The organism is Curtobacterium sp. MCSS17_016, from assembly GCF_003234255.2.
In the GTDB taxonomy this organism is placed as follows: Bacteria; Actinomycetota; Actinomycetes; order Actinomycetales; family Microbacteriaceae; genus Curtobacterium; species Curtobacterium flaccumfaciens.
In genome coordinates, this window is sequence record NZ_CP126254.1 from 3,411,199 (window position 1) to 3,430,072 (window position 18,874).

Annotated in this window: 18 protein-coding genes and 1 tRNA gene; 8 read left to right on the forward strand and 11 right to left on the reverse strand. The window is 70.9% G+C overall.

Features of this window, described 5'->3' with window-relative positions; genetic code table 11:
* Positions 1–10 precede the first annotated feature (10 nt).
* The 4 genes from DEJ19_RS15995 to DEJ19_RS16010 all read left to right on the forward strand — a co-directional run bounded on the left by DEJ19_RS15995 (position 11) and on the right by DEJ19_RS16010 (position 6,047).
* Positions 11–1,777 (forward strand): helicase-associated domain-containing protein, encoded by a 1,767-nt coding sequence (locus tag DEJ19_RS15995; protein ID WP_111233856.1) that lies wholly within the window; start codon positions 11–13, stop codon positions 1,775–1,777.
* A 48-nt stretch (positions 1,778–1,825) separates the two neighbouring features.
* Positions 1,826–3,523 carry a DNA repair helicase XPB gene (locus tag DEJ19_RS16000; RefSeq protein WP_027466594.1) on the forward strand — a complete coding sequence of 566 codons (1,698 nt, stop codon included), beginning with the start codon at positions 1,826–1,828 and terminating at the stop codon, positions 3,521–3,523.
* A 51-nt stretch (positions 3,524–3,574) separates the two neighbouring features.
* On the forward strand, positions 3,575–4,270 hold the full coding sequence (locus tag DEJ19_RS16005; protein WP_017888045.1) for a response regulator transcription factor: 696 nt from the start codon (positions 3,575–3,577) through the stop codon (positions 4,268–4,270).
* Positions 4,271–4,349: 79 nt separating this feature from the next.
* Positions 4,350–6,047: a sensor histidine kinase gene (locus DEJ19_RS16010; RefSeq protein ID WP_110863081.1), complete on the forward strand. Its 1,698-nt coding sequence runs from the start codon at positions 4,350–4,352 to the stop codon at positions 6,045–6,047.
* Between the two features lie 218 nt (positions 6,048–6,265).
* Here the strand turns inward: DEJ19_RS16010 and DEJ19_RS16015 are convergent, their stop codons facing one another.
* The 7 genes from DEJ19_RS16015 to DEJ19_RS16045 form a co-directional block, all read right to left on the reverse strand.
* The gene (locus tag DEJ19_RS16015) at positions 6,266–7,162 is read right to left on the reverse strand and encodes a putative endonuclease domain-containing protein (RefSeq protein WP_111233855.1); all 897 of its coding nucleotides are present in this window, start codon (positions 7,160–7,162) and stop codon (positions 6,266–6,268) included.
* Positions 7,163–7,502: 340 nt separating this feature from the next.
* Positions 7,503–9,125: a chaperonin GroEL gene (gene groL / locus DEJ19_RS16020; RefSeq protein WP_017888048.1), complete on the reverse strand. Its 1,623-nt coding sequence runs from the start codon at positions 9,123–9,125 to the stop codon at positions 7,503–7,505.
* Between the two features lie 257 nt (positions 9,126–9,382).
* Positions 9,383–9,586, reverse strand: coding sequence for a cold-shock protein (locus tag DEJ19_RS16025; RefSeq protein ID WP_017888049.1), 204 nt, complete (start codon positions 9,584–9,586; stop codon positions 9,383–9,385).
* Between the two features lie 193 nt (positions 9,587–9,779).
* Positions 9,780–10,391, reverse strand: coding sequence for a LytR C-terminal domain-containing protein (locus tag DEJ19_RS16030; RefSeq protein ID WP_071404071.1), 612 nt, complete (start codon positions 10,389–10,391; stop codon positions 9,780–9,782).
* Positions 10,388–10,744, reverse strand: a complete 357-nt coding sequence (locus DEJ19_RS16035; RefSeq protein WP_239001351.1) for a DUF3263 domain-containing protein — start codon at positions 10,742–10,744, stop codon at positions 10,388–10,390. Before DEJ19_RS16035 ends, DEJ19_RS16030 begins: the two co-directional genes overlap by 4 nt.
* A 96-nt stretch (positions 10,745–10,840) precedes the next feature.
* Positions 10,841–11,842, reverse strand: coding sequence for a DUF2332 family protein (locus tag DEJ19_RS16040; RefSeq protein WP_111233731.1), 1,002 nt, complete (start codon positions 11,840–11,842; stop codon positions 10,841–10,843).
* Positions 11,842–12,315 (reverse strand): GNAT family N-acetyltransferase, encoded by a 474-nt coding sequence (locus DEJ19_RS16045; protein ID WP_181441580.1) that lies wholly within the window; start codon positions 12,313–12,315, stop codon positions 11,842–11,844. Before DEJ19_RS16045 ends, DEJ19_RS16040 begins: the two co-directional genes overlap by 1 nt.
* A gap of 65 nt (positions 12,316–12,380) precedes the next feature.
* Here DEJ19_RS16045 and msrB point away from each other — a divergent pair, with 65 nt between their 5' ends.
* Complete coding sequence (gene msrB / locus DEJ19_RS16050) at positions 12,381–12,788, forward strand: peptide-methionine (R)-S-oxide reductase MsrB (RefSeq protein ID WP_111233734.1); 408 nt, start codon at positions 12,381–12,383, stop codon at positions 12,786–12,788.
* A 37-nt stretch (positions 12,789–12,825) separates the two neighbouring features.
* Positions 12,826–12,901: transfer RNA gene (locus DEJ19_RS16055), tRNA-Thr, on the forward strand.
* Positions 12,902–13,007: 106 nt separating this feature from the next.
* Here DEJ19_RS16055 and DEJ19_RS16060 read toward each other — a convergent pair.
* From DEJ19_RS16060 to DEJ19_RS16070, 3 genes are all read right to left on the reverse strand, one after another.
* Positions 13,008–13,760: a DUF3800 domain-containing protein gene (locus DEJ19_RS16060; RefSeq protein WP_284176530.1), complete on the reverse strand. Its 753-nt coding sequence runs from the start codon at positions 13,758–13,760 to the stop codon at positions 13,008–13,010.
* 238 nt (positions 13,761–13,998) lie between these two features.
* Positions 13,999–15,030, reverse strand: a complete 1,032-nt coding sequence (locus DEJ19_RS16065) for an aldo/keto reductase (RefSeq protein WP_111054084.1) — start codon at positions 15,028–15,030, stop codon at positions 13,999–14,001.
* Between the two features lie 53 nt (positions 15,031–15,083).
* Positions 15,084–15,869: an alpha/beta fold hydrolase gene (locus DEJ19_RS16070; RefSeq protein ID WP_111029066.1), complete on the reverse strand. Its 786-nt coding sequence runs from the start codon at positions 15,867–15,869 to the stop codon at positions 15,084–15,086.
* Positions 15,870–15,903: 34 nt separating this feature from the next.
* Between DEJ19_RS16070 and DEJ19_RS16075 the strand changes: the two genes are divergently transcribed.
* Positions 15,904–16,671, forward strand: a complete 768-nt coding sequence (locus tag DEJ19_RS16075) for an NAD(P)H-hydrate epimerase (RefSeq protein WP_111233733.1) — start codon at positions 15,904–15,906, stop codon at positions 16,669–16,671.
* A gap of 28 nt (positions 16,672–16,699) precedes the next feature.
* Here the strand turns inward: DEJ19_RS16075 and DEJ19_RS16080 are convergent, their stop codons facing one another.
* The gene (locus tag DEJ19_RS16080; protein ID WP_111233728.1) at positions 16,700–17,842 is read right to left on the reverse strand and encodes a glycerol dehydrogenase; all 1,143 of its coding nucleotides are present in this window, start codon (positions 17,840–17,842) and stop codon (positions 16,700–16,702) included.
* Between the two features lie 114 nt (positions 17,843–17,956).
* Here DEJ19_RS16080 and ypfJ point away from each other — a divergent pair, with 114 nt between their 5' ends.
* Positions 17,957–18,850, forward strand: a complete 894-nt coding sequence (ypfJ, locus tag DEJ19_RS16085; RefSeq protein WP_111233727.1) for a KPN_02809 family neutral zinc metallopeptidase — start codon at positions 17,957–17,959, stop codon at positions 18,848–18,850.
* Positions 18,851–18,874 lie beyond the last annotated feature (24 nt).

The following is an 18,874-nucleotide window of genomic DNA, read 5'->3' on the forward strand; positions in this document are numbered from 1 at the left end:
GCACCGGACGATGACGACCACCGCCGACCTCGCCGCCCGACTCCGGGCGATGCCGGACGATGCGCTCGAGCGCCTCGTCGCGGCGAGGCGACTCCCCACCGCTGCACTCGCCGAGACCGGCCCGCAGCGCATCACCGACTTCTTCGACCTCGCCGAGGCGCTCCGCAGCGACGACGCCGTGGACGCCGCGGTCGAGCACCTGCCGCGCGCCACGATCCTGGCGCTGCGTGACGGCGGCGCCGTCGACGCGCTCGGCCCCGCGGTCGAGCTCGGCCTCGCCGACGAGGACGGCGCCGTCGACGACGCGGTCGCCGCACGCGTGGCCGCCCACCCCGACCTCACCTCGCTCGACGAGCAGCCTGGAGGCCCGGAGCAGGTCCGCCCCGCTGCTCCCGCCCTCGACGCCGCGGCACTCGAGCGTGCGCGCACCACGGGTGCGGAGCAGGCGTTCGCGACGATGACCGTGCTCGCCGAACTGCTGCGGGCGGTCGACGCCGGCGCGGTCCGCGAACTCGTCAAGGGCGGGATCGGCATGCCGCTCGCCCGCACCCTGGCCGAACGCATCGGCACCGATGCCGAGCTCGTCGCCGGTCGCCTGGCGCTGCTCGACAGCATCGGGTTCGCCGACCCCGACACCGGACGCTGGATCGTCACCGACCCCGGGCACGCGTGGTTGCTCGCAAGCTGGCCGGAGCGCTGGGTGTCGCTGGTGGCCGCGTGGTCGGACACGCTCCCGCCCGCCGTGCACCAGGTGCTCGAGCTGGCCGACGGGGACCTGCGCGACCTCGTGCCGCTCGGGCGCTGGGCGTACCCGGCAGGGTCCCGCTGGCTCGACGCCCTGCTGCTCGACGTCGCCGGCACCGCGGCGTCGCTCGGCCTGGCCGTCGACGGCATCGTGACGAGCACCGGTCGGGCGCTCCTCGACGGCGACGCCGACCAGGCCGCCGACGACCTGCCGGGCACCGTCGAGCGGGTCTACCTGCAGCACGACCTCACCGTCATCGCACCCGGGCCGCTCGCGCCGGTGGACGACGACGCCCTACGCACCGTCGCCGTGCTCGAGGCACCGGGCCTCGCGGCCCGCTACCGCATCTCCGAGGACACCCTGCGCGCGGCGTTCCGGGCCGGACACTCCCGCGACGACCTGCTGTCCCTGCTCGGACGACTGTCGGCGACCGGGATCCCGCAGCCCCTCGCCTACCTGATCGACCAGGTGGCCGGACGCGACGGCAGCATCGTCGTCGACCGGGGGCCGGGCGGCGTCGGGACCGAGGTCCGCGGCACCGCCGACCAGCTCGACCTCGTCGGGGTGGACGCCGAGCTCCGGCAGCTCGCGTGGGAGCGGCCCGACCTGACGACGCTGACCACGCGCTACCCGCCGCACGTCGTGCACACCGCGCTCGAGGACCAGCGCTACCCGGCCGTCCTGACGACCGCAGCCCGCCCCGAGGCGCACCACGGGCCTCCCGGCCGGCGCAGCCCCACCGGACGCTCGCCGGAGCAGTCGGCGCACGCACTCGTCGAACGGCTCCGCCTGACGACGCAGCGCGGCGACGCGGAGCCGGAGCAGGAGTGGCTCGGTCGGCAGATCGACCTGGCCGTGCGCGGACGCACGCCGATCCGTGTGACCGTCCGGATGCCGGACGGCTCGGAGCGGCCGTTCTCGATCGTGCCGACCTCGGTCGCGGCCGGACGCGTCCGCGGGCGGGACACGGCCGTCGACGTCGAGCGCACCCTGCCGCTGTCACTCGTCGTGTCGGTCGAGAGCGACGCCTGAGCCGCGCGGTCACCCGCACGCAGGTGCCGACGGCTAGGCTGGCAGGTCATGAACGGACCGCTGATCGTGCAGAGCGACCGCACCGTGCTCCTCGAGGTCGCGCACCCCGATGCCGAGGACGCGCGCCACGAGCTCGCGGCCTTCGCCGAGCTCGAACGCGCTCCCGAGCACGTGCACACCTACCGGATCACCCGCCTCGGACTCTGGAACGCGCGCGCCGCGGGCCACGACGCCGAGGCGATGATCGACACCCTGGAACGCTTCGCGAAGTTCCCCGTGCCGCAGAGCGTCACGGTCGACATCCGCGACACGGTCTCGCGCTACGGACGGCTCGTGATCCGTCGCGAGGAACGGCCCGACGCGCCCGTGATCGCGAACTCCCCGACCGAGGAACTCGAGCGCCTGCCGCTCCTGCTCCTCACCGCCGAGGACCCGTCGGTGCTGGCCGAGGTCATCCGGTCCAAGCGCATCAAGCCGTTGCTCGGTGACATGCGGTCCTCGACCGAGGTCGAACTGCAGCCGTGGGCGCGGGGGCAGATCAAGCAGGAGCTCGTGAAGCTCGGCTGGCCGGCGGAGGACCTGGCGGGCTACACCCCCGGGCAGCCGCACCCGATCGATCTGGACACCGCCGAGTGGCACATGCGGCCGTACCAGGAGCAGGCCGTCGACACGTTCTTCGCCCAGGGCTCCGGCGTCGTCGTGCTGCCCTGTGGTGCGGGCAAGACGCTCGTCGGCGCGGGCGCCATGGCGACCGTCAAGGCGACCACGCTCATCCTCGTGACGAACACCGTCTCGGCGCGGCAGTGGCGCACCGAGCTCCTCAAGCGCACGACCCTGACGCCGGAGGACATCGGCGAGTACTCGGGCAGCGTCAAGGAGATCCGACCGGTCACGATCGCGACCTACCAGATCCTCACCGCCCGCCGGAAGGGCGAGTACACGCACCTGTCGCTCCTCGATGCCCTCGACTGGGGCCTCATCGTCTACGACGAGGTGCACCTGCTGCCCGCGCCGGTGTTCAAGCTGACCGCCGACCTGCAGGCCCGCCGACGCCTGGGCCTCACCGCGACGCTCGTGCGCGAGGACGGCCGCGAGGGCGACGTCTTCTCGCTCATCGGGCCGAAGCGGTACGACGCCCCGTGGAAGGAGATCGAGGCGCAGGGCTACATCTCGCCGGCCTCCTGCTACGAGGTCCGCATCGACCTGCCGCACCAGGACCGCCTGGAGTACGCGGCGTCGAGCGACGACGAGCGCTACCGGCTCGCCGCGACGTCCCCGGCCAAGACCCCGGTGGTGCGGGAACTCATCGAGAAGCACCGCGGTGAGCAGATCCTGGTGATCGGGCAGTACATCGACCAGCTCGACGAACTGGCTGCGTCGCTCGACGCCGCGGAGATCACGGGGGCGACCCCGGTCGACGAACGGGAGCGGCTGTACGACGCGTTCCGGTCCGGCGAGGTCGACGTGCTCGTCGTCTCGAAGGTCGCGAACTTCTCGATCGACCTGCCCGACGCGACCGTCGCCATCCAGGTGTCCGGCTCGTTCGGGTCCCGGCAGGAAGAGGCGCAGCGGCTCGGCCGGCTCCTCCGCCCGAACAAGGACGGCCTGCCCGCGTCGTTCTACACGCTCGTGGCCCGGGACACCGTCGACCAGGACTTCGCGCAGAACCGGCAGCGGTTCCTGGCGGAGCAGGGCTACTCGTACACGATCCTCGACGCCGACCAGGTCCAGACGCCCGTGGGCTGACGCACGAACCGCTCTCAGGAAACCCCGAGGGAACAGTCAGAAGATAAGACCATGAGCGATGGCCCCAAGATCCTGATCGTCGACGACGAGCCGAACATCCGCGACCTCCTGACGACCTCGTTGCGCTTCGCCGGCTTCGCCGTGCGTGCGGTGGGCAACGGAGCACAGGCGATCTCCGCCGTGCTGGAAGAAGAGCCGGACCTCATCATCCTCGACGTGATGCTGCCCGACATGAACGGCTTCGGTGTCACCAAGCGCCTGCGTTCCTCGGGCTACACCTCGCCGATCCTGTTCCTGACGGCGAAGGACGACACCGAGGACAAGATCACCGGCCTCACCGTCGGCGGCGACGACTACGTCACCAAGCCGTTCTCGCTCGACGAGATCGTCGCCCGCATCAAGGCCATCCTCCGTCGCACCATGAACGACGAGGAAGACGCGATCATCCGCGCCGGCGAGCTCACGATGGACCAGGACACGCACGAGGTCACGATCGGCGATGCCCAGATCGAGCTCTCGCCCACCGAGTTCAAGCTGCTCCGCTACCTGATGCTCAACCCGAACCGCGTGCTGTCGAAGGCGCAGATCCTCGACCACGTGTGGGAGTACGACTTCAACGGCGACGCCGGCATCGTCGAGAGCTACATCTCGTACCTGCGCCGCAAGCTCGACCAGTACTCCGCCGAGCCGATCATCCAGACCAAGCGCGGCTTCGGCTACATGCTGAAGGCGTCCAAGGCTTCGTAGGAGCAGGAGTCCCGCGGGGCTCGACTTCACGGCGGTCGTCCGGTTTCACCGGGCGGCCGCTGTCTATCGTTGGGGCAGCATGCACACGCGAATGAACCACTGGTGGGACGGGATCTCCCTGCGCACCAAGATCACCGGGATCACGGTGCTGCTCGTCGCGCTCGGATTGCTCGTCGCCGGACTCGGCACGATGACCGTGCTGTCCACCTACCTCATGCAGCAGCTCGACAACACGGTCAAGCAGACGACCGAACAGCTCGAGGGCCAGAACATCAGCGACGGCGAGCAGTACTGCAAGCTGTCCGTCGTGGTGTCGCAGAGCGCCTACGTCGCCGCGTACGATGCCGACGGCGACCGGATCTGCCAGACGAAGGCGTCGAGCCGGCCCGACGTCCGCGAAGCCACCCTGGTCGAAGCCTCGCAGGCGAACCAGCGCATCTCGCTCTACGACAGCCAGCACAACCACGAGTGGCGTGCGCAGATCATCCCGGCGTCGCTGCAGAACCAGTCCGACGGCACCACCGAGACCGGCTACGTGCTCATCGCGGTCTCCAGTGCCGGTACCGACGAGACGATCGGCAAGTTCACCGCGATCTTCCTCGGGTTCGGTGCCTCGGTCATCCTGCTCGGCGCCATGCTCACCCGGCTGCTCGTCACCGCGACCTTCGACCCGCTGCGCGACGTCGAGGACACTGCCGCACGGTTCGCCGCGGGTGACTTCAACCAGCGCCTCGAGGCCGACACCCCGAACACCGAGGTCGGCCGACTCAACCGCTCCCTCAACGTCATGCTCGAGCGGATCGACTCCGCGTTCGAGGACCGTGAGCGCACCATCGCCCAGATGCGCCGGTTCGTCGGGGACGCCTCGCACGAGCTCCGCACGCCGCTGGTGTCCCTGCGCGGGTACGCCGAGCTGTACCGGATGGGCGCCCTGCGCAAGGAAGAGGACGTCGCCCAGGCGATGGAGCGCATCGAGAAGGAAGCGCAGCGGATGGGCCTGCTCGTGCAGGACCTGCTGCAGCTCGCCCGCATCGACGAGTCGAAGCCGCTCGAGCTCGGCCCGGTCGACCTCGTCGCCATCGCCCGCGACTCGGCGCTCGACACGATGGCCTCCAACCCCGACCGGGAGATCCAGGTCCTCGTCGAGGACTCCCTCACCGGCGAGAGCGTGCCCCAGGCCGTCCGCCCGTCGGCGTCGTCGTCGTCCATCGGCTCTCCGGACTCCGGCGAAGCACCTCCCGTGTCGCCCACCTCGGCGAACACCACCGGGCCGATCGCGTTCTCGCGCCAGACCATCGCGCGCCTGCGGGCCCGTCGTACCCGCGCCATGAACATCGACGCCGGTGCCGCCCCGACGGACGAGACCACCCCGCTGCCCACGGTCGTGCTGCCGAAGCGCCCGCCGATCGTCCTGGCGGAAGAGAACAAGATCCGCCAGATCGTCACGAACCTGATGGGCAACGCCATGCGGTTCACGGCGAACGACGACCCGATCGAGATCGGCATCGGCGTGGACGACGAGCGCGGCATGGCACACCTCGACGTGATCGACCACGGTGAGGGCATCCCGCCGCAGCTGCGCGAGAAGATCTTCCAGCGCTTCTGGCGTGCGGACACCTCCCGCGCCCGGGACACCGGCGGCTCGGGCCTCGGGCTCGCCATCGTGTCCGGCATCGTCGCGGCGCACCACGGCTCCGTCGAGGTCTTCGACACCGAGGGCGGCGGCGCCACCTTCCGCGTCTGGCTCCCCCTGCTCCCCCGCGACTTCGCCGCCTGACCCGCACGCCGGCCGCTGCTCGAGGTAGCGCTAACTGCCGCCCATCCTCCGCCCTCACAGCTTCCCGGGCGGTCACAACACCCCGTCCGACGCCGCCGAGCGGTCACCATCTGTCGTCTGCACGCTCGCTGACCGACAGTTCGTGACCGGCCGGCGCACAGCCGACGGCATGTCGTGACCGCCCGGCGAAGAGATCTTCAGCGTGGCGATCACTGCCGTCACGCTGACCGCCGACGACTTCCGACCGCTCGGACCTCGAACGCCTGGTGGAGTCGCTCGAACAACACCGCGGGTCGGTGTGCGTCCGATGCCGTCGCGTGGATCACGAGCCAGTCGTTCACCACGAACCCGTTGTCCCGTCGTTGATCGTGTCGGAAGGTGTCGCGCTCCCGGTGGTGATCGCCGTCGTACTCCAACGCGATGCGGAACTCCGGCCACGCCATGTCGACGCGTCCGAGGAACCGCCCCGCACCGTCGTGCACGTCGACGTTCAGCTCCGGCTCGGGGAACCCCGTTTCGACCACGGCCAGACGGAGCCAGGTCTCCTGCGGCGACTCCGCCCCAGCCCGGACGAGGTCCAACGCGCGCCGAGCAGCGAGCGCGAAGCGTGTGCCGGGGCGGATCGACACACGGAGGTCGTCCGCCGTCGCCAGCCCGGCTGGTCCGACGAGGTGGTCCCCGATCGCGACCAGCGCGTCACGTGCGAGCACGCCGGCGCACTCGAACCACATCTGCGCGGGGACACTGACCGGGAACCCGCGGTGTTCGACGGTCCTCGGCCGGTCCAGCCGGTGCGCGACCACGCCGGGCCGACGCATCCGGCTCCCGTCCCTCGCGGTCGAGACGTGCACCGGGCCGACCGAGCGCACCGACTGCGGCAGTGGCGCACCCCAGATCGCGGCGGCGGTCGTGTGGCTGAAGAACTGGTCGGGACGCATGACCAGGGCGACGGCGTCGATGAAGTCCACCGAGTCGATCGGAGCACGCACACCGTGCACCGGGGCTGCCAGGTCGGCGCGCCGGAGCCGTTCCGGATCGATGCCGTGACCGACCGCATCGGCCACGCGGAAGGTGGATCGGTCGAACGGAGCAGGGAGGCGACGGGCAGCTGGCATGCCATCATGGTCGTTGCGGGGCACGTGAGCCGGCCACGCGCACTCGGGACCTGTGGAGAACGAGGTGAGCCGGGCCTCCTGTGCGGGAGAGAAGACCCAGGACACGCGCAAGCCGCACGCACGAGCCGGCCACGACTCCCCGCTCCTGCGCCGGCCAACGGTCACGAAGTGTCGACTGGAACGGACCCAACCGACGGTTCCTGACCGCTCGGCGGACCTGAGCGGGGTGTTGTGACCTCCCGGCCCCGACCCCGCCCCCGCACACGCAGAACATCCCCGCCCCCGCACATGCAGAAGGGCCCCACACGCGCAGCGTGCGGGGCCGTTCCGTCAGGCGGACTTAGAAGTCCATGCCACCCGTCGGGTCGCCAGCCGGAGCAGCAGGGGTGCGCTCGGGCTTCTCGGCGACGACGACCTCGGTGGTCAGGAACAGACCGGCGATCGACGCAGCGTTCTGCAGCGCCGAACGCGTGACCTTGGCGGGGTCGATGATGCCAGCGGCGATCAGGTCGACGTACTCGCCGGTCGCGGCGTTGAGGCCCCAACCCGACTCGAGCTCGCGGACCTTGGCGGCGACGACACCCGGCTCGAGACCGGCGTTCAGCGCGATCTGCTTGAGCGGCGCGTCGATGGCCACGCGGACGATGTTCGCACCGGTCGCCTCGTCACCCTCGAGCTCGAGGGCCTCGAGTGCGACGGCACCGGCCTGGATGAGGGCGACGCCACCACCGGCGACGATGCCCTCTTCGACGGCAGCCTTCGCGTTGCGGACGGCGTCCTCGATGCGGTGCTTGCGCTCCTTGAGCTCGACCTCGGTCGCGGCACCCGCCTTGATGACGGCGACGCCACCGGCGAGCTTCGCGAGGCGCTCCTGGAGCTTCTCGCGGTCGTAGTCGGAGTCGGTCGCCTCGATCTCGGCACGGATCTGGCGGACACGGCCGGCGATCTGCTCGGCGTCGCCGGCACCCTCGACGATCGTGGTCTCGTCCTTGGTGATGACGACCTTGCGGGCACGACCGAGCAGGTCGAGCGTCGCGTTCTCGAGCTTGAGGCCGACCTCTTCCGAGATGACCTGGCCACCGGTCAGGATCGCGATGTCCTGCAGCATGGCCTTGCGGCGGTCGCCGAAGCCCGGGGCCTTGACGGCGACGGACTTGAAGATGCCGCGGATCTTGTTCACGACGAGCGTGGCCAGGGCCTCGCCGTCGACGTCCTCGGCGATGATCAGGAGCTGCTTGCCCGCCTGGATCACCTTGTCGACGACCGGCAGGAGGTCCTTGATGTTCGAGATCTTCGAGTTGACGATCAGGATGTAGGCGTCCTCGAAGACGGCTTCCTGACGCTCGGGGTCGGTGACGAAGTACTGCGACAGGTAGCCCTTGTCGAAGCGCATGCCCTCGGTGAGCTCGAGCTCGGTGCCGAAGGTGTTCGACTCCTCGACGGTGACGACGCCTTCCTTGCCGACCTTGTCGATGGCCTCGGCGATGAGCGCGCCGATGGTCGGGTCAGCGGCCGAGATCGACGCGGTCGCGGCGATCTGGTCCTTGGTCTCGATGTCCTTCGCGTTGGCGAGGAGCTGGTCGGAGACGGCGGCGACGGCCTTCTCGATGCCGCGCTTGAGCGACACGGGGTCGGCACCGGCAGCGACGTTGCGGAGGCCTTCGCGGACGAGCGCCTGGGCGAGGACGGTCGCGGTGGTCGTACCGTCACCGGCGACGTCGTCGGTCTTCTTGGCGACCTCCTTGACGAGCTCCGCGCCGATCTTCTCGTACGGGTCGTCGAGCTCGATCTCCTTGGCGATGGAGACACCGTCGTTCGTGATCGTGGGGGCGCCCCACTTCTTCTCGAGGACGACGTTGCGGCCGCGCGGGCCGAGCGTCACCTTCACGGCGTCGGCCAGCTGGTTCAGGCCGCGCTCGAGGCCACGGCGGGCCTCCTCGTCGAAAGCAATGATCTTAGCCATGTGGTTTTTCGTCCCTCCCGGACGTCGTCTTGGGGGTCGTGCTGGCACTCAGCGTGAGCGAGTGCCAACGCCGATTCTGGCACTCGCCGGGTGTGAGTGCAACACAGTCGGGAGGCTCGTGACGACTTCCCAGCACACGTCGCGTCCGGTGGACCCCGCACCACCGCCGCGGTCGCGCTCCCCGCGCCGGTCACCGTCCCCGCACACGACGAACGCGCCGCCCCTGACGGGACGGCGCGTTCTGGAAGTGGTCGTGCTCAGGCGGGGCGGACGGACTCTGCCTGCGGGCCCTTCGACCCGGTGCCGACGTCGAACACGACGGCCTGGCCCTCCTCGAGGACCTTGTAACCCGACATGTCGATGGCCGAGTAGTGCACGAACACGTCCTGGCCCCCTCCATCCACGGTGATGAAGCCGAAGCCCTTTTCAGCGTTGAACCACTTCACGGTTCCGTTGGCCATGATCTCTTGCTCCCTGGTACTGCAGTGCGGAACGACGTGATCGTCGTCTGCATGGGACTCTGACCGAACCCGTCCGATCAGGCAAGAGGTGTGACGTTGTTTCACGTCGATTCCGTCAGAAATCAACGTGCCCGAAACACGGCCGTCACACAATGCGCGGAAAACGCGGCGCGACGCCCCGCAGAACGACCGATCAGCCGGTGTAGTCGGCGCCGAGGACGACGCTCACGTCGGCGTTCGGGAACGCCGCCGACTGCTGCACGGCCGTGACGCCGAGCTGCTTCGCGATGCCCTGCGCGACCGCCGCCTGCGACGCCTGCTGGTAGTAGACGATCGTCGACGTGGAGCCCGTCGTGCCGGCGTCACCCGTGGAGGCGACCTGCCAGCCGGCGCCGGTCAGCGCCGCACTCGCGCGGCTGGCGAGGCCCGTGGTGGTCGTGCCGTTCAGGACGACGACGGTCGTGGTGCCCTGCTGCGCCGGTGTCGCGGCCGCAGCACTGCCCGACCCCGACCCTGCGGAGCCCGAACCGGCCGACGAGGACGCGGACGGCTTGGACGTCGCCGAGGGCTTCGCGGTGGCGGACGCCGACGTGGAGGCCGAGGGGGAATCCGAGCTGTTGAACGAGTAGCTGCCGTTCAGCAGCGCGAGGACGAGCACGCCGATGCCGACGAGCACACCGGTGGCGAGCGCCGCCCAGGCGAAGGCGATCCAGCCACGGCCGCGACGCTGGGCACCGCGGTGCGCACCGACCCGCGGGCCGTCGGCGACGTCGTCGAACCGGTCTCGGGGGAATCTCGTGCTCATCGTTCCTCTTCACGTCCTTCGGGAGCCGCACCGGGCGCGACGAAGCTGCGCGTCGCCCGGGCGCTGGTGCGCGCGTGACGGAGCCGCTGCAGCCGGCTGACGAGCTGCGGGTCGTACGCGAGTGCCGCGGGCGAGTCGATCACGCGGTTCAGCACCTGGTAGTAGCGCGCCGCCGACATCTCGAACTCGACCCGGATCTCCGCTTCCTTCGTGCGGTCGTGCCGTGCCCGGTCCTGCTCGAACGTCAGCACGTGCTTCGCGAGCTCACTGAGCTGGTCAGCACCGAGCTGGTCAGCACGCAGCTCGTCAGCACGGAGCTCGTCGACGCTGCGTTCGTCGGTGGGGCTGGTCACTGCGGTTCCGATCACGGTCGGGTAACGGGTCTCGCACATCGTAGGGGTGGAGTCGATCCGGACCCTGGCACGGCGCTGGACTGTCGCGAACACCGGTCACAGGTTCGGCGCGCGGAACCAGCGAACACGCGTGCCGAACGGGTCCGAGACGGCCACCGCGACCCCGTCGAGCGAGACCGTCGCGAACGAGTCCGGGTCCGCCGCGTCCACGTCGTCGGGCAGCGTCGCCGCCACCCCGCGCAGGATCCCGGTGCGTTCGAGGGCGATCCAGTGCACGCCCCGTTCGCGGATCCGGTCGACGAACCGCTGCCGGTCCGCGCCCGGCACGTAGACCAGGGTCCCGGTGGTCAGGACGACCGGTTCGACGTCGTCCGGCAGGGCGTCCAGTGCACGGTCGAGGTCGCCGGGCAGCGCGCCCCGGATCCGGACTGGAGGCACGGTGAGCGTCGCGGACGCCGCCGCCCGCATCAGGGCGGTCCGGTCCGACGCCTCGGGCGGGACGGCCTCGACCAGCCGGTCGAACGCACCGGGGACCGACAGGTCGATCGGGTTCGGGTCGAGGGCCACCCGGGCGCCGATCCTGATCGGGACGGTCGCGGGTGCGGGAACGGCCCCGGTTGCGTCCGCGACCAGCCGGACCGAGGGCTCGGCGAGCGCCGTGTGCATCCGGAGGACCGCGGCCCCGGAACCGACGCGGTAGTCCAGGGTCACCCGGTCCGGGATCGAGCACAGTCCGGCGGCGGCCCCGGCGTCGACCAGGCCGAGCGGACGCGCGGACCGTTCGGCGAGCGCCGCGAACAGCGGGACGACCGGGGCGAGCCGTTGCGGGTCGTTGGCCTGCACCGTGGCGGAAGCGAGGGCCGCGACCAGCGCGGGGCGGGCCGCCAGGCCGAGCGCGCGCAGCGCACCCGGGTCCGACGGGTCCGCGCCCAGCCGCCGCGCGACCGCGAAGAACAGTTCCGGCTGCCGCTGCTGCTCGGGGACCTCGACGAGGAGCGCGACGAGGGAGTCGTCGAGCGACCGTGCCCAGGCCGCGTACGACGGGGAGACCGCCTGGATGCGGTCGGCGTACGCGTCGAACCGGGCGCGGGTGTCCATCAGCGTCCGGGCCGGTGCATGCCGACGTGGCGGATGCCGGCCTCGTCGTACGGCCTCCCGAACCGCACGAAGCCGTACCGCTCGTACAGGGCGGCGACGTACTCCTGGGCGTGCAGGACGAACGGGTCGTGTCCGTGTTCGTCGAGGACGGCGGCGACGAGCCGGCCGGCGATCCCCTGCCCACGGTGTCCGGGGTCGGTGGCGACCCGGCCGATCACCCACGCCGGGGGCTCTGCGCCGTCGGGGTGGACCTCGTCGGCCGCCGGGCGGATGAGCCGCAGGTACCCAACCGCATCGGTGTCCGTGCCGAACCACCAGTGCTCGGTGTCGGGCTCGCGGTCACGGCCGTCGAAGTCCTCGGCGGTGACCCGCTGCTCGAGCGCGAACACGCGGTTGCGCAGGACGACGATGCCGTACAGTTCGTCCGTCGTCAGACGGGTCCAGCGGGCGTGGTGCACGGAATGCTCGGACATCGTGGCGAGTTTAGTGAAGTGGTCGGGAGTGCCCGGAAGAGCCCGGCCGGAAGCAGGAGGAACCAATGGCATACAACGTCGACAAGTCCGACGCCCAGTGGCGCGAGGAGCTCTCCCCGGACCAGTACGCCGTCCTCCGCCAGGCGGGGACCGAACGACCGTGGACCGGTGAGCTCCTCGACGAGGAGCGTGCCGGCGTCTACACCTGTGCGGCCTGCAACGCGGAGCTGTTCAAGAGCGGCACGAAGTTCGACTCCGGCTGCGGCTGGCCGTCGTTCTACGAGTCGGTGAACCCGGACGCCGTGCAGCTCATCGAGGACAACTCCCTCGGCATGGCCCGCACCGAGGTCCGGTGCGCGAACTGCGGTTCGCACCTGGGCCACGTGTTCCCGGACGGGTTCGGCACCCCCACGGGTGACCGGTACTGCATGAACTCGATCTCGCTGAACTTCTCGGAGAAGTCGGGCGGGTGAGCCCCGGACGCCCTCACCGGTAAGATGAGCGGCGTCAGCCGGCATGGCGCAATTGGTAGCGCACCGTACTTGTAATACGGGGGTTGCGGGTTCAAGTCCCGCTGCCGGCCCCATATACTGCATGCGCAGGCCGCGACTCGTTCGCCGCCCGCACCGCCTTCAGCCCCGCCTCGAGCGGGGCTGTCGTGCGTCCGGGGCCCTGGTGCCGGTCGACCAGTTTCAGGGCCAGACGCCGGGCTGGTACGCGCACCGTTCGATGTCGTCGACGAGCGCGGCGAGGACACGCGCCTGCCGCGGATCCCGTTCCTCCACCGTCCGCGAGCGCACCCAGACGAACGCCAGGAGATCGGCGACCTGCAGCATGCGTGAGTGGTGACTCGGCGCGAAGTGAACGGTGTCGAGCAACCGTTCGAGCCGGGTCTGCATGTACGTTCCGGGAGTCCCGTAGGCCTGGTACACCGCGAAGCGCTCACGGTGCCGGTCTCGATCCGACCGTTCGTCCGCGATGACGAGCGCGTGCACACCCATCTCACCGGCCTTCCCGTCGACCCGCTGCAGGAGGTGCTGGAAGGCCACCTGTTCCGGCGAGTGCCGATCACGGAAGCCCCGCGCGTCCTGGTACCGACGCAACCGCCCGGGGCGGCACCCTCGGAGCAGCACGGTTGCTCCGGAAGTCACGACGGCTTCGACCACGTCGAGGAACACCTTCACGCGCACGCGTGGCGGGACGGCGCTCCAAGCGCCCTTCCCGTGGAAGATCGGATGGGCGTGGATCTCGGCCTGCGCCTCGACGCCGTACTCCTCGAGCGCCGCGACGATCTCGTGCATGCGATGCGTGAGCCAGCGGGTCTGTGCCGCGTCCGCCATCACGGCGCCGAAGCCGTAGAGGTCCGGCTTGAAGGATTCGTCGACGAAGCAGAGCAGCACGGTGGAATACTGCCGTACAGAAGGTGTGGAGGGGGTGCGACGCACTGCCCTTGATGAAGCGATGCCCCGGGCGAAGTCTCGCCCGGGGCATCGGCACACGGAACGCGGATCAGGGGGCGTTCCGGGCGCTGGACGCGGTAACCAGCCGGTCGTGCGACGAGGATGACACCTCACCGACCCGCGCGTCCACACCCTGACCCCACATCCGCGGAAATCCGCACGATGTGCACGAACGCGCAGGGGTCCTGTCCGCTCAGCGTCCGCCAGCTCGGCACCCGCCGGCTCAGCGCCCGCCGGTGATCTTCCGCTCCCGCTGCGCGACGCCGGCCGTGCCGTAGGGGTAGTCGTCGATGCGGGGAGCGCTGGCGTCGGTCAGCCGGTCGAGCTCGTCGTCGGTGAGCACCAGGTCCGCGGCACCGAGGTTGTCCTCGAGCTGCGACAGGGTGCGGACGCCGAGGATCACGCTCGTGACCGCGGGACGGGCCAGCAGCCAGGCGAGCGCGACCTGCGACTTCGACGCGTCGTGGGCGTCGGCCACCTCGGAGACGGCGTCGAGCACCTCCCACGTGCGCTCGTCGCCGTTGCGGGCTTCCCAGGCCTCCATGCCGCGCTGCGGGTTCTCGCCCAGGCGGGTAGCACCGGTCGGGGCCTCGTCGCGCTGGTACTTGCCGGAGAGCCAGCCGCCGGCCAGCGGCGACCAGGGCAGCAGACCGATGCCGGCGTCGAGGCAGGCGGGCACGACCTCGTGCTCGATGTCGCGGACGAGCAGGTTGTACTGCGGCTGCAGGGTGACGGGCGGCGCCCAGCCGTGGGCCTTCGCCTCGTAGACGGCCTTGGTGACCTGGTAGCCGAGGTAGTTCGAGAACCCGTAGGAGCCGATCTTGCCGGCGGCCACGGCGTCGTCGAGGAACCGCAGGGTCTCGTCGATGGGGGTCAGGGCGTCCCACGCGTGCATCTGGTACAGGTCGATGTGGTCGACGCCGAGCCGCTCGAGCGAGGCGTCGAGGGCCACGCGCAGGTGTCGTCGGGACAGGCCGAGGTCGTTCGGGCCGTCGCCCTGCGGGAACCGGCCCTTGGTGGCGAGGACGACCTGCGCGGCCTCGGTGGGGTGTGCTGCGAGCCAGCGGCCGATGATCCGCTCGGACTCGTTGCCGGAGTAGACGTCCGCCGTGTCGACGAGCGTGCCACCGGCGGCCACGAAGGCGTCGAGGATGGCGTGTGAGGTGGGTTCGTCGGCTTCGCTGCCGAACGTCATGGTGCCGAGGGTCAGCGTCGACACCGATGTCCCGCTGTTGCCGAGGAGTCTGTAGTCCATGGCGGGGACGGTACGCCCGGTGCCGTCCGACCGAGGGGACCCACGAGTACCCCTCAGCGCGGGGCGGACAGGAACCGCAGCGCTGCTTCGCGGAAGGGCCGGGAGGTCGGGGCGTTGAAGTGGTTGCGCCCGGGGATCTCGAAGAAGGTGGCGTCCGGCGCGGCCTCGGCGAGCCGGACCGCGCTGTCGCGGATGCCGTCCTCGCTGCCCGCGGCGATCAGGAGCGGCTGCGCCGGGGCGTTCTCCGGGGTCGGCTCGATGCTGTTCCGCATCCCCTCGACCATGGCCACGAGCGCGCCGAGGTCGTTGCCCTCGACGTTGCCCGCCATCGTCAGGTAGCCGTTGGTGACGCGGTCCTCGATGGGGGTGCCGTCGGCGATGTACGCCTTCGCCTGGTCGACGCGGACGCGACGCATCGGGTCGGCGTCCGGGATCCCGCCGAACACCGCACGTGAGATCCGGCCGGGCAGGCGTTCGGCGGTGTGCCAGCCGACCCGTGCGCCGAGCGAGTACCCGAGGTACGCGACGTCGTCGAGCAGGTACGTGTCGATGACCGTGGTGACGTCGGCGACGAGCAGGTCCATCGAGTAGGCACCGGGGTCGTGCGGCTTCGCGCTCGCGCCGTGCCCGCGCTGGTCGAGCGCCAGGACCCGGTACCCGGCACGGACCAGGTGCCGCGTCCAGCCCGAGGCGTGCCAGTTGAGCACCGCACCGGAGGCGAAGCCGTGCACCGCGATCACGGCCGGGGCGTCGGGGTCGCCGAAGTCGTAGGTCGCGAGTCGCAGCCCGTCGGGCGACATCACGAACCGGGGGCGGGGCGCTTCGGGGACGAGTGACATGTCCTCTCAAGCGTATCGGGGCAGTGTGGTGGCCATGGACGGCTACGGCGGCGATCAGATCCGGGCGGCGGAACGCCCCCACCTCGACGCGGGGGAACCCCTGATGCAACGGGCCGCCGACGGGCTCGCGCGCATCGTGGGCGACCTGCTGGACGACCCGGCCGTGCGGCCGGTCGACGGGCCGGGATCCGTCCTCGTGCTCGCCGGCAGCGGCGACAACGGCGGTGACGCCCTGTTCGCGGGCGCGCGCCTGGCAGCGGCCGGGAGGCACGTGGCGGTCCTGCGCGTCGGCTCCCGTGTCCACGAGGCCGGCCTGGCAGCGGCACTGGACGCCGGCGCCCGTCTGCTCGACGGCCCGTCCGGCACCTCGGGACCGAACGCGGGCGGAGCGGCCGACATCCTGCGGGCCGCCGGCCGGAGCGACGGCGAACGCCTGGCGGACGTCGCGACCGAGGCGGCTCTCGAGGCCGACCTGGTGCTCGACGGCATCCTCGGCATCGGGGTGCACGGCGCGAACGCGCTGCGGTCCCCCGCGCGGGAGGTCGTGGACGCCATCCGTGAGCTCGCCCGCGACCAGCGTGCGCCGTTCGTCGTCGCGGTGGACGTGCCGAGCGGAATCGACGTGGACACCGGCGGCGTCGCGGACGACCACGTCCTGCACGCCGACGCCACCGTCACCTTCGGCGGTGTGAAGGCCGGCCTGCTGACCGGACCCGCCGCCACCCTCGCCGGCCGGATCGAACTCGTCGACGTCGGGATCGGTGCGGACCTGGCGACGATGGAGCCGCTGATCCGCACCTGACCCCTCGCCCGTCAGTGCTGCTCGAACGTCAGTGGTGCTCGTACAGCACGGGCTCCGGCAGACCGTGCTCGGCGCGGACGCTGCGTGCGATGCCCTCGATGGCGACCAGGGCGTCGACCACGAGCTCGGGCGTCACCGGGAACGGCATGTTGTGGATGGTCTCGCCCTCCACCGTCGCGGCCTCGGCCACGGCGCGCAGCACGTCACGGTCGTCGACCGTCAGGCCGATCTCGGTCAGGGTGTTCGGCAGGCCGACCTTCGTGGTGAAGACGACGAAGTCCTCGATCTCCTCGGCCGGGGCACCCTCGAGCACCAGCTGCGCGATCGTCCCGATGTTCACCTTCTGCCCGTGCGCCAGGCCGTGCGCCTGCGGAGCCGCGGTCAGCCCGTTGTGGATCGCGTGGGCGGCGGCGAGCCCACCGGACTCGAAGCCCAGGCCCGACAGCAGCGTGTTCGCCTCGACGACCTTCTCGAGCGCCGGGGTGACGACCTTGGCCTTGACGGCCTCGATGGCCTGCAGGGCGTTCTCGTGCAGGAGCTTCCACGACAGCTCGGCGAGCGCGACGCCGGTCTGGGTCTGCAGGCCGCCGGCCATGGTGTCGGCGTTGGCGCGCTTCGCGGCACGGGCCTCGACCCACGTCGCCAGCGCGTCGCCGATGCCCGCGACCAGGAACTGCACCGGCGCGTTGGCGACGAGCCTGGTGTCGATGAGCACCAGGTCCGGGTTGTGCGGGAAGAAGCGGTACTCGATGAACTCGCCCTCGGCGGTGTAGATGACGGCGAGCGCCGAGGTCGGGGCGTCGGTGGACGCGGCCGTCGGCACGCTGGCCCACCGGGTGCCGGCGAGGTGCCCAGCGGCCTTCGCGGCGTCGATCGCGGAGCCACCGCCGAGCCCCACGATGACGTCGGCGTCCTTCGCGCGGATCTGCTCGACGAGCTCGTCGACGGCCTCGGGGGTGGCGAAGCGGCCGAACCCGACACGCTGCACGGCCAGGTCGGCGGACCGGAAGCTCTCGGTGACGGCGGTCTCGACGATGCCCCAGACCACGTCGTCGGCGACGATCAGGGGCCGCTTGCCGATCGGGGCGATGAACTCGCCGACGCGGGTGATCGCGTCCTTGCCCTGGACGTAGCGGGCGGGGCTCATCACGGTGCTGATGGGAGTGGCCATCGTGCGGTTCCTTCCGGTTGTACGACAGGTGTACGACAGGTGTCGGGGTGGCCGACGCCGCCGACGGTACGCGGGGCCGCTGATCGGGAGGTGCTGATCGGTAGGTTCGGGACCATGACGTTCAACGACGACTCGCGACTCCGGGGCGGCAAGGTCAAGCGGCGGGGTCGCACCACGGCGATCGGCGGAGGTGCCGTGGGCGTCGGCGCCATCGTGGTGTTCCTGATCGCGCAGTTCACCGGCTTCGACGTGAGCGGGATCGTCGGCGGCGGCAACGGCCTGACGACGATCCAGCAGGGGGGCGAGTCCGTCGATGCCGCCCCCGAGTGCCGGACCGGGCGCGACGCCAACCTGCGCGTCGAGTGCCGGATGGAGGGCGCGGCCGAGTCGCTCGACACCTACTGGACGTCCGAGGCGCGGTCGCTCGGCATCTCGTACACGTCACCGGAGTTCTTCCTGTTCCAGGACTCCACCGACACCTCGTGCGGGCAGGCGTCGGCCGCGACCGGCCCGTTCTACTGCCCACCGGACCGTGCGGTCTTCCTGGACACCGCGTTCTACGACGACCTGCAGTCGCAGTACGGCTCGTCCGGCGGTCCGCTCGCGCAGATGTACGTCGTCGCGCACGAGTGGGCGCACCACATCCAGCAGCTTCAGGGGTCGTTCGCGAACACCGACCGCTCCGGCACGGGGGCGTCGTCGGGCAGTGTCCGCGTCGAGCTGCAGGCTGACTGCTACGCCGGGGCCTGGGTCGGCGACGCCGCCACGACGAAGGACGCGAACGGCGAGACCTTCTTCGAACCGATCACCCGCTCCCAGATCACCGACGCCCTGTCGGCGGCGAGCGCCGTGGGCGACGACAGCATCCAGGAGCGCGCGACCGGCCGCGTCGACCCGGACTCGTTCACGCACGGGTCGAGCGAGCAGCGACAGCGCTGGTTCCTGCGGGGCTACCAGCAGGGCGCGACGAGCTGCGACACCCTGAGCATCCCGGGTTCGGCCCTGTAGCCGCACCGTCGAACCACGGGAGGC